This is a genomic window from Frankia gtarii (assembly GCF_025403375.1).
Classification (GTDB): domain Bacteria; phylum Actinomycetota; class Actinomycetes; order Frankiales; family Frankiaceae; genus Frankia; species Frankia gtarii.
In genome coordinates this window covers 1-9892 of the sequence record NZ_JAMPTM010000242.1, presented here as the reverse complement: position 1 = coordinate 9892, position 9892 = coordinate 1, and the positions used below count along the sequence as shown (strand labels likewise).

Sequence of the window (9892 nt, the reverse complement as noted above, 5' to 3'; positions counted from 1 at the left end):
GCGCGGCGGGAGGGGGGAGGGCCTGCCCAGCGGCTGCCCGGCGGCCGCCGCGAGCCGGCGCCGGATCCGGTCGGAGTCGGGCTGGTGCCGGGCCATCTCGGTGCCCAGCATGGCGCGCAGTTCCTCGTGGAACGCGGTGTTCGTCAGGTTCCCGTCCGGCGTTCTGGCGCGGCTCATCCGGCCCGACCCGGCGGGTAGATCATGGTCGGGCTCCTGGAACCCCGACGTGCTCGATGTCATCTAGGCCTCGCCGACGCGCCACATCGGCCAGGCCAGCCGGGGCCAGGGCAGCGACTCGGGCCAGGATGACGACCCCGCCTCACCCGCTCGTCCGGGCCAGCCCGAGTGGTCCAGTCGGGCCGCATGTTCGGGCTGGGGCAGGCCTTCGTGCTGGGGCAGTTCGCGTCCGGCGACGGGCTTGCGCCAGGGGACGGGTTCGCGTCGGGGGGTGGGTTCGCGTCGGGCCACCGGCACGGGCCTGGGCAGCAGTCCGGCCGTCAGGAATGGCTCGCCGCCGAGGTGCTGACCGGCGCCGGAATCCGGCTCGGCGCCGGAATCCGGCTCGACCCCTGGAGTCGGCTCGACCGGGCGCTTCGGGGTAAAGGCGGACCGGTCGGGCCCGGCGGATTCGTCGGGCTGGCCGGTGCCGCGCCCGTCGGTGGCCTCGTCCAGGCCGGAGCGCGCACCGTTCATCCCGGACGAGCCTGGCCGGGACGTGCCTCCCTGGGACAGGTCGGGTTGCTCGGGCGCCATGCGGGGGGTCACCTCCTGCTGGGTCGTCGCGGTCGGCGGCAGCTCCGTTCTCTTAAGGATTCGCTCCAACTCGGCGACTCCCTTGGCCGTCTGACTTTTCACCGTCCCGACAGCGATGCCCAGTGTCCGGGCGGTCTCGCCTTCGGACAGGTCGAAGGCGTAGCGGAGCACCACGCAGGCCCGCTTGCCCGCCGGCAGGCTCATCAGGGCGGTGCGCAGGTCGACCACCGCCGGCACGTCCGGCACCGGGGCGGATGGCTCGGCGCGCTGCCCGAGCACGGCCAGCCCGCGCCGCTCGCGGACGACCTTGCGGACCCGGTCCGCCGCCAGGTTCGCGACGATGCGCCGGACGTAGGCCAGGGGGAGCTCGGCCGAACGGACCCGGTCCCAGCTGGACCAGGCCGCGGTGAGCGCGTCGGCGGTGATGTCGTCGGCCGCGTCGTGGTCACCGGTCAGCAGGTACGCGAAGCGACTCAGCGCACGATGATGGCTTTCGAAGAACGCGTGGAACTCCGCCTGTCTGAGGGGATGTTCGTGCTCGTCGTCGGCCGCGACCGCTTCCACTGGCACGCTCCCCGGGCCCGTCCTGGCCGACGCGTCCCCGGAGCCGGCCTGACAGTCGATGCTGTGGTCGTCTGTGACTGGTTGCAGAGAATCATGAGATCAGGGTGATGCGCATATGACGGTAGCGACTGGATCTGCTGTCTGTCGTGGCACTTGAGTGCTGATCAGTTCCTGTACCGTTAATACGGCGATACGAACGCCGCACCTCGTTCGGACCGCCGTCGCAGCTGTGACCTATCCGCCATCCCCTTCGGGGAGCGAGCGGGTCCGGTTGAGGGCCCCGCAAGGCGGTCCGGCGCCATCCGAACGAGCATCTGTTGTCGGTCGGTCGGGTTTTGTTGTTTTCTTTGCGCGTTACGAGACCACCCCGGTTGTCACTGCGGTGTTTTTGTTGTCTCCTGGGAGATGTCGACGTGTCGGCCTGCCTGCTCGGATCGGGAGATGAGGCCTCGGCTGGGCGAGCCGGTGGCCGTGCGATGCGGGGGCGATGTTTCCGCGGCCCCGACCAGCGGGTACTGCGGGTCCTATGCCCAGCCCATTCACCTCGACCATCCCGACGTGCCTGAGCGTGGTGTCCGCCGGCGTCCGTCCGCACCGTCCGGACACGCCGCCGCCGCTCGACCCGGACGCGCCGATCCCGGACGACCCGGGCCCGCTGCTGCCCGACACGCCGAACCTGCCGCCGGCGCCGCACGAACCCTCGCCCTACATCGAGCCGGCGCCGGACTCACCCGAACCCGAGCCCGAACCGGTCTGAATCCCCGACGCGCGCGTGCCCGGGCGACGCTGCACCTGCGCCATGCCGACGAGGTTGCGAAGCTGCTCGGCCTCCTGCCGGACGTCAGACCTCCTGCCGGACGTCAGACAGGGCGCGCTGCTTCCCGTGGCCCCTCCCGGGTCGGCGGGTGTGGGCGGCGTCGTAGCGTGTGAGCGTGCATGCGGTGACGGTGTCGGCCCCCGGCGGGCCCGAGGTCATGTCCTGGTCCAGCGTGGCGGACCCGCCCGCTCCCGGGCCGGGCGAGGTAACCCTGGATGTGATCGCGACGGCGGTCAACCGGGCGGATCTGCTGCAACGGCAGGGTCTCTACCCGCCGCCGCCCGGCGATTCCAGGATCCTCGGGATGGAGTGCTCCGGTCGGGTGGCCGCCGTCGGGCCCGAGGTGTCCGGGTTCGAGGTCGGCACCGAGGTGTGCGCCCTGCTCGGCGGTGGCGGGTACGCGAGCCGGGTGAACGTACCGGCCGGCCAGCTCCTGCCGATCCCGGCCGGAGTCGATCTGATCGAGGCCGCCGGCCTGCCCGAGGTCGCGGCCACCGTCTACTCGACCGTCTTCGGCATCGCCGACCTGCGTGACCGCGAGGTCTTCTGCGTGCACGGCGGTGCGTCGGGGATCGGCACGTTCGCGATCCAGGCGGTCCGTGCGCTGCTGCCGGGGGCGGTCATCGCCACCACCGCCGGCACTGCGGCGAAGCTGGCCAGGGTCCGCGAGCTCGGCGCCGACGTGGCCGTGTCCTACCGGGACTCCGACTTCGTCGAGGTGATCCGGGAAGCCACCGAGGGCCACGGGGCGGACGTGATCCTCGACAACATGGGCGCGGCCTACCTGCCGCGCAACGTGTCGCTGCTCGCTGTCGGCGGGCGGCTCGTCGTCATCGGCCTGCAGGGCGGGGTGAAGGGCGAGCTCAACCTCGCAGCCCTGCTGGCCAAGCGGGCGGCGGTGCATGCCGCGTCCCTGCGGGCCCGGCCGCCGGCGGAGAAGGCCGAGATCATCGCCGGGGTTCGCGCCGAGTTCTGGCCGGCGGTCGAACGCGGCGCGATCAGGCCGGTGATCGACCGCGTGCTACCGATCACCGAGGTGGTGGCGGCGCACCAGCATGTGGCCGATCTCGGGCATGTCGGCAAGGTGATCCTCACGATTGTGCCCTGACGGCCGCGGACGGGTCGCCGGTCGGCCCACCGGCGCCGTGTGGCGCCTCCGGACGGGGCAGGATAGGGGTCATGACGGATCAACCGGAACCCCGCGTCGTGATTGTCGGGCCCGACGGAGCCCTGCACGAGACCGTGCCGGACTCGCTCGGCCGGTCGGTGTCCCCGGGCCCCGACCAGGATGGGGAATCGAGTGGCAGCGCAAACCCGATAGCCGAGCTGGTCTCCCAGCCCGACAAGGTGATGCGTATCGGTACGATGATCAAGCAGCTGTTGGAGGAGGTGCGCGCCGCGCCGCTGGACGACGCCAGCCGGGTCCGCCTGCGGGAGATCCACCGCAGCTCGATCCGCGAGCTCTCCGACGGGCTGGCCCCGGAGCTGCAGGACGAGCTGGAGCGGCTGTCGCTGCCCTTCGACGAGCACCGCACCCCCTCGGATGGAGAGCTCAGGATCGCCCAGGCGCAGCTCGTCGGCTGGCTGGAGGGCCTGTTCCACGGCCTGCAGACGGCGCTGTTCGCCCAGCAGATGGCCGCCCGGGCGCAGCTTGAGGAGATGCGCCGCCGGGCGCTGCCGAGCGGGCAGCAGCAGCCCGGCGGTGAGACGTTCGGGCGCGGCGCCTACCTGTGACGGCGCCGCCGCCCGAAGGCGGCTCGGCGGTCAGCTCGCCGGACTGACCGAGCTCATGTTGAAGTCCGCCACCCGCATCGGTGGCATCCGGGTGAGTGCGAACCAGTCCGCCCATTCCCGGCCCATGGTGCGGGTGGCCGCGCCGAGCTGGACCGTGCGGCCCAGTAGATCCACCGGCGACTCGTTGAACCGGAAGTTGTTCACCGCCCCGGTGACCTCGCCGTTCTCGACGAGGTAGACGCCGTCGCGGGTCAGCCCGGTCAGCAGCAGGACCTCCGGATCGACCTCGCGGATGTACCACAGACTGGTCAGCAACAGGCCGCGCCGAGTCGAGGCGATCATCTCCTCGAGCGACGCGGAGCCCCCCGCGTCCAGGATCAGGTTGTCGATGATCGGAGTGACCGGGCTCTGCGTGGCGCGGGCCGAGGCGCGGGTCTGCACGAGTGCGGCGAGCGCGCCGTCGCGGATCCAGTCGGTCGCGCCGAGCGCCAGCCCGTTGTCGAACACGCTCGACATCGATGACGACGACGCGGCGGTGACGAACGGGGTCGTCGCCAGCTCCGGGTCCGCGGGGTCGCTGAACAGCCGCAGCCCCGCCGGCCCGATCGCCTCGCCGATCCGGGTTGCGCCGCCCGGCCGGCTGAACACCGTGCGGCCTTCGGCGGCGTCCCGGCCGGCGGCCGACCAGTACAGGTCGATCATCAGGTCGGCGACCGCGGAGGGCGGCAGCAGCGTCTCGTAGCGGCCCGCGGGCAGCTCCACCGACCGCTCGCACCAGGCCAGCCGGGAGCGCAACGCCGCGTCCGTCGCGGCCACGTCCACGTCGGTGAAATCGTGCGTGGACTGCCCGTGCCACACCGAGCCGCCGGGAACGCCGGACTTGGCGTTCCACTCGACGCTGCCCGTCGGCTGGCTGTGCCGCAGCCGCAGGCCAGTGGAGGTGCCCAGCCAGGTGGTGGTGACGTCGTGCTGGGCGAAACCGAACAGCCGCCTGCCCTGCGCCCGGGCGGACCCGAACGCCTCGGCAAGGTCGCGGGCGAAGGCGGCGAAGACAGCCGTGCCCGTGCGGGCCGCCGGGTCGGTGAAGGTCCCGCCGGCCGTGACCAGCCCACCGCCCGGGCCCAGGCCGGCGGTGGTGGGCCCGAGCAGGTCGGCGTAGTCCTCGGCGTCATCCGCCTCGCGGGCGGCGTCCTCGGCGGCGCGGACGAGCTCGGCGAGGCCGTCGGCGTCGGTGGGATGCGCCATGTCGCCCGGCCGTGCCCCCCGACCGCCGGCCGGGGTGTCGATCGTGGAGGCGGTGCGCACCCCGAACGAGCGGCCGACGACGCTGACGACGGTGATCGATCGGTCCCGGCTCGCCCCGTTGGTGGTCAGGGTGTTGGTGGCCCAGCGCAGGTTCACCGAGCTGGACTCGGTGGCGATCACCACGCAGCCGTCCGCCCGGGACAGCGCCAGAGCGCGCTCGACGATCTCGTGGGCCGCCTCGGGCACCGCGCCCGCCCGGTCGGCCTGGGTGGTGTCCGCTCCGGTCACCTGGCTCATCGGCCGGCCTCCCGCCGGGTGTTGAGGACGTTGACGCCGCGGAACAGCGCGGCCGGGCTGCCGTGGCTGACCGCCGCGACCTGGCCCGGCTGCCCCTTGCCGCAGTTGAACGCGCCGCCGAGCAGATACGTCTGCGGGCCGCCCACCGCCTCCAGCGAGCCCCAGAAGTCCGTCGTCGTCGCCTGGTAGGCGACGTCGCGGAGCTGGCCGACGATGCGCCCGGAGCGGATCTCGTAGAACCGTTGCCCGGTGAACTGGAAGTTGTACCGCTGCATGTCGATCGACCAGCTCTTGTCGCCGACGACGTAGATCCCGCGATCGATCCGGCTGATCAGCTCCTCGGTCGACGGGCCGCCCGGCGCCGGCAGCAGTGACACGTTCGCCATCCGTTGGATCGGCACGTGGCCGGGGGAGTCGGCGAAGGCGCAGCCGTTGGAGCGCTCCACCCCGAGCACGCCCGCGTTGCGGGCCGCCATCGCCCGATCGAGCTGGTAGCCGACGAGGGTGCCGTCGCGCACGATGTCGAACCGGCGGGTCTGCACGCCCTCGTCGTCGTAGCCGATGGTGGCCAGCCCGTGCAGGGCGGTGCGGTCACCCGTGATCGTCATCGCCGGGGAGCCGTAGCGCAGGGCGCCGAGCTGGTCCAGGGTTGCGAACGACGTGCCGGCGTAGGCCGCCTCGTAGCCGAGCGCGCGGTCGAGTTCGGTGGCGTGGCCGACAGACTCGTGGATCGTCAGCCACAGGTTCGACGGGTCGATCACCAGGTCATACCGGCCGGGCTCGACCGAGGACGCCTTGGCCTTCTCCGCCAGCAGGCCGGGGATGACGGCGATTTCGCCGTCCCAGTCCCAGCAGCCCGCGGCGGGTCCCGCCACCATCCACTCCCAGCCTCGGCCGACGGGCGGGGCGATGGTGCGCATGGTCTCGAAGCCGCCGCCCGGGTCGACCCGCGTCGCCTCGATCTGGCAGAGCACCCGCACCCGCTGCTGCGTTGTCGAGGTGCCGGTCAGATCCGCGTAGTACTTGTTCTCCATCACGGCGTCGAACCGGCCCTCGACGTGGTCGACGTCCTGCGCCGCGAACAGGGTGCGGCACAGCCCCCCGACCCGTTCGACCCGCTCGCGCGCGTCGATGGCGAAGGGATCGGCGGCATATGCCGACACCCAGACAGCGTCGGTGTGCGCCGGTTCCGGGGCGAGCTCGACGGGCTCGGAGTTCAGCGGGGCCGCCACCCGCGCCATCTCGACGGCCTGGCGGGCCAGCCGGACCGCCTCGTCCGGGGTGAGGTCGACACCGGCCGCGAAGCCCCAGGTCCCCCCGTGCACGACCCGCACGGCGAGACCCAGTGTGGCGCCCTCGTGCCGGCTCTCCAGAGCGGCGTCGCGGAACGACAGCGAGGAGTCCCGCAACTGTTCGATGCGGATGTCGGCATGGGTGGCGCCGAGGTCGCGCGCGGTCTGCAGGGCCGCGTCGGTAAGTGTGGAACGCGGCAGCGCGAGGAACTCTGCGTCGATCTCGTGCGCCGGCAGGCCGGATGAGGCCGGGTCCTGATGGACGGGTGTCGCCATGCCCCTATCCTGGCCCGCGTGGGCGACCGGCGGGGCGCCGACCCGGGTGGGCGGTGTCGTGACGGCGGCCACCGTCGGCGCCGCGTGGCCGATCGCCGTCCGGCGGGCTCATCTCGGAGGTGGGCCGTGATCGGTGACGTCCGGATCATCTGGATCGCCCGGCTCCGCCGGCGGCGGAGGACTTCCGGTTGGTCTGGCCGTCTCGCGGGTCCACGTGTCGACCAGTCCCCACCGCCGTTCGGCCTCCCGCACGGCGGCGGCCAGGGTATCGGGACGATCGGTCTGGCAGGTGCCGATGAGCAGGTCCGAGGCCGCGGTGAACGCAGCGACGAACCAGGTCGTCGCGGGTGCGCGCAGGTCGAGCCGGGCCGGCCGGCCCGGCCTGGGAACGGCGGCGGCGAGGAAGTCCTGCAGCAGGCGTGACATCCGGTCCGCGAGAGGTTCGAACCCGGTCGGGTCGAAGCGATGGGGGGCGTCGCCGGACCGCGCCGGCGGTGGAACCGGTCGCGGGCGGGGCGTCGCAGCCGCTCCCCGGGCGCGTGGCCGACCGCGACCACCGTGCCGGGCGTGCGCCACAGCCTGCGCGATCACCACCAGGGCTGCGGCCGTCGCCCAGGCCAGCAACAGCGGCCAGGACGACGGGAGGAGCGGCCAGGACGGCGGGAGGCCGAGAAAGGCAGCGCCGGCAAGGTCGCCGGGGGCGAGCGTCGCAGCGGGGCTGCCGGCTCCCAGCCGCCGCACGTCGGGGTCCGGCGGCGCGGACGGCCGGCTGGCGATGCGCATGCGGCCTTCCCTCCTGTCGGTCGAGCCCCCTGTCGATCGAGGCGACGGCGAGGACCGCCGGAGTGGCGGAGTGGCGAAGTGGCGACCGGAGGGCCGCCGGAGGAGAACCCGGGCCGCGGGACCGTCGGCCGACGGGATGCCCTGGTCCGAATCATGCGAGAGGATGGCCTGAATCTCAAGAGAATTTCTGAATATTCAGAGCGAGGCTGGAATCGTTGCGGCTTGCGCGCGTCACCCGCTGCACGCACAGCGAGCGGTGTGCTCCGTCTTTTTATGGCATTTCGCCATGTTCGGTCGAGGTTCGGGCGAGGGGCATCGCATCAGGCGCCGGCAGAGTATGCCAGCGGTCACGACAGGAGCGGGGCCCGGGCGAGCTCATGTGGGTCCACCCGTGTGGTGGCTCGAAGAGGCGCCCCCGCTGCCGTCCGAGCCAGCCGGCGGTCGCCGGGGGGTCGGATTTCGTCACCGGGCGTTGGTGGGCGGGATTCGACTCGAGTCTCGCCCGGAGCCGACTATCCGGATCGAGTCTCAAAATATTCGTGGCGCTACACTATGTGGTCGAGGGCTACTAGCTGTCGTCCCACTCACCCTCACGTTCCGTTCCTGAGCCTCGCGAGCGGTAGCCCGATGGAGCTGCTAGTTCACGCGTTTCGATACTATTTGCGGTGGTCCAGCGTGGCACTGCTTCTCAACGATTGGTTACTGTCGGTGGCAGTTAGATTGCTTGATGTTGCGGTGATGCCGCTGCGAGATGGGACCAATCGGATGGTCGGTAACACTCTGTAGTCACCTTCGGTGCCGGACTGTCAGCCCAGAGTGACAATATTCCAGCAGTGGCTGGAATATTCGGGTCACTGCCCTAGAACTGGACGTTATTACTGCGCTATGTCGTGACTCGGGAGTGATCCCTAGGATGAAGCGCAGTGGTGCAGAGAGGTAGGAGCGATGCGACTCGTCCCGGTGGCCAGTGCGTCGTGTGCCAGCGCGAACTGCCCCACGGTGTATGTGAACGATGAGGATCAGGACATCTTCGTTCAGGGATACGCGGTAGCGGATCAGCGGATCCCGACCGGCGAGGTGCCCCCCGGCGAGATGTTGGTGCGCATCCCCCGCAGCGTGTTCCTGGCGGCCGCGCGCGACCTGCCGGCACAGGCGTAACCGGTCGGGGCGCACGCGGTGGCCGGCGTGGACGGACCAACCTCGGAGGTGGTCATGGAGGGCGGGGATGTGCCCCGGGCGGCGACTGCGTCCGACGCCACGCCGCCGGACCGGCTTGGGCTCGAGCTCGCGCAGCTGCGCCACTCCCGTGGGATGACCGGCCAGGCGCTCGCCTCGTCCGTGGGCATCAGCCAGAGCACGATCTCCAAGATCGAAAATGGCCTGCTGCGACCCAGCCCCGCCGACGTCGACCGGATCGCCCGTACGCTGCAGGCCCCGCCCGACCTCGTCCGCCATCTGGTCGACCTTGCCGAGCGGCTGCAGTCCACCGCCGTGCGCCGTGGGCCCCGCCGGCGCGCCGCCGGGATGGAGACGCGCAGGCAGGGCGTGAGCCTCGACCAGGAGGAGATCCTGGAAGCCGAGCGGGAGGCGACGCTCATCCGCGAGTTCGAGCCGATCCTGTTGCCCGGGCTGATCCAGATCAGCGAATACGCCCGCCGAGTCGTGAACGGCTACCACCGCATCACCATCGGTGGCGACGAGGGCGCGTGGTACCAGCGGACCGCGGAGAAGGTCAGCCTGCGGATCAAGCGGCAGAATCTGCTGTACGACGCGACCCGTCGGTTTGAGTTCATCCTGATGGAGTCGGTCCTCGGCAACCGTTTTGCGCCACCGGAATACATGATCGCCCAGATTAAGCGGATTGCCGCGGTGGCGGAACTGGAGAACGTCACTGTACGGATCGTGCCGAGCTCCGCCGAGCTGGAGTACCCGCACGTGCAGGGCTTCACGATTCTGGACGAAAGCCTTGTCGTGGTCGAGACGCTGGAAGCCACCGGATACAGCCATCCGGATCAGGTCCGGATCTACGCGAAGATCTTCGAGGAGTACGCGGAGCTGACCGCGTCCGACCTCCACGAGATTCTCGCGAGGTACACGCGCAACTACGCCGAACTCCTCGCACCCCGCCGCC

The 9892-nt window shown here is 71.3% G+C and carries 9 protein-coding genes and 1 pseudogene; 5 read left to right on the top strand and 5 right to left on the bottom strand.

Annotated elements, in window-relative coordinates; all coding sequences use genetic code 11:
• Together NBZ83_RS25425 and NBZ83_RS25420 are read right to left on the bottom strand one after the other, a co-directional pair.
• Positions 1-240: pseudogene (locus NBZ83_RS25425) on the bottom strand (hypothetical protein); the annotation flags it as partial.
• Entirely contained in the window at positions 241-1317 is a 1077-nt protein-coding gene (locus NBZ83_RS25420; RefSeq protein WP_261566869.1) for a SigE family RNA polymerase sigma factor, read from the bottom strand. It lies immediately after the preceding pseudogene.
• A gap of 526 nt (positions 1318-1843) precedes the next feature.
• Between NBZ83_RS25420 and NBZ83_RS25415 the strand changes: the two genes are divergently transcribed.
• The 3 genes from NBZ83_RS25415 (at position 1844) to NBZ83_RS25405 (ending at position 3868) form a co-directional block, all read left to right on the top strand.
• Entirely contained in the window at positions 1844-2074 is a 231-nt protein-coding gene (locus tag NBZ83_RS25415; RefSeq protein ID WP_261566870.1) for a hypothetical protein, read from the top strand.
• 184 nt (positions 2075-2258) lie between these two features.
• Positions 2259-3242, top strand: a complete 984-nt coding sequence (locus tag NBZ83_RS25410; RefSeq protein ID WP_261566871.1) for an NAD(P)H-quinone oxidoreductase — start codon at positions 2259-2261, stop codon at positions 3240-3242.
• Between the two features lie 71 nt (positions 3243-3313).
• Positions 3314-3868, top strand: coding sequence for a bacterial proteasome activator family protein (locus tag NBZ83_RS25405; RefSeq protein WP_261566872.1), 555 nt, complete (start codon positions 3314-3316; stop codon positions 3866-3868).
• Positions 3869-3898: 30 nt separating this feature from the next.
• Here the strand turns inward: NBZ83_RS25405 and NBZ83_RS25400 are convergent, their stop codons facing one another.
• The 3 genes from NBZ83_RS25400 to NBZ83_RS25390 all read right to left on the bottom strand — a co-directional run bounded on the left by NBZ83_RS25400 (position 3899) and on the right by NBZ83_RS25390 (position 7761).
• Complete coding sequence (locus tag NBZ83_RS25400; protein ID WP_261575940.1) at positions 3899-5410, bottom strand: metallopeptidase TldD-related protein; 1512 nt, start codon at positions 5408-5410, stop codon at positions 3899-3901.
• The gene (locus tag NBZ83_RS25395; RefSeq protein ID WP_261575939.1) at positions 5407-6978 is read right to left on the bottom strand and encodes a TldD/PmbA family protein; all 1572 of its coding nucleotides are present in this window, start codon (positions 6976-6978) and stop codon (positions 5407-5409) included. The genes NBZ83_RS25400 and NBZ83_RS25395 overlap by 4 nt, the downstream gene beginning before the upstream one ends.
• 108 nt (positions 6979-7086) lie before the next feature.
• Positions 7087-7761, bottom strand: a complete 675-nt coding sequence (locus NBZ83_RS25390) for a hypothetical protein (RefSeq protein ID WP_261575938.1) — start codon at positions 7759-7761, stop codon at positions 7087-7089.
• Positions 7762-8706: 945 nt separating this feature from the next.
• Here NBZ83_RS25390 and NBZ83_RS25385 point away from each other — a divergent pair.
• Positions 8707-8919: a hypothetical protein gene (locus NBZ83_RS25385; protein WP_261566876.1), complete on the top strand. Its 213-nt coding sequence runs from the start codon at positions 8707-8709 to the stop codon at positions 8917-8919.
• A 27-nt stretch (positions 8920-8946) separates the two neighbouring features.
• A partial coding sequence (locus NBZ83_RS25380) for a helix-turn-helix domain-containing protein (protein ID WP_261575937.1) occupies positions 8947-9892 on the top strand: 946 nt, incomplete at its 3' end.

Coding starts and splice junctions, on each gene's coding strand:
- NBZ83_RS25405 (WP_261566872.1), top strand. CDS start 3,314: ATGACGGATCAACCGGAACCCCGCGTCGTGATTGTCGGGCCCGACGGA.
- NBZ83_RS25415 (WP_261566870.1), top strand. CDS start 1,844: ATGCCCAGCCCATTCACCTCGACCATCCCGACGTGCCTGAGCGTGGTG.
- NBZ83_RS25390 (WP_261575938.1), bottom strand. CDS start 7,761: ATGCGCATCGCCAGCCGGCCGTCCGCGCCGCCGGACCCCGACGTGCGG.
- NBZ83_RS25400 (WP_261575940.1), bottom strand. CDS start 5,410: ATGAGCCAGGTGACCGGAGCGGACACCACCCAGGCCGACCGGGCGGGC.
- NBZ83_RS25395 (WP_261575939.1), bottom strand. CDS start 6,978: ATGGCGACACCCGTCCATCAGGACCCGGCCTCATCCGGCCTGCCGGCG.
- NBZ83_RS25385 (WP_261566876.1), top strand. CDS start 8,707: ATGCGACTCGTCCCGGTGGCCAGTGCGTCGTGTGCCAGCGCGAACTGC.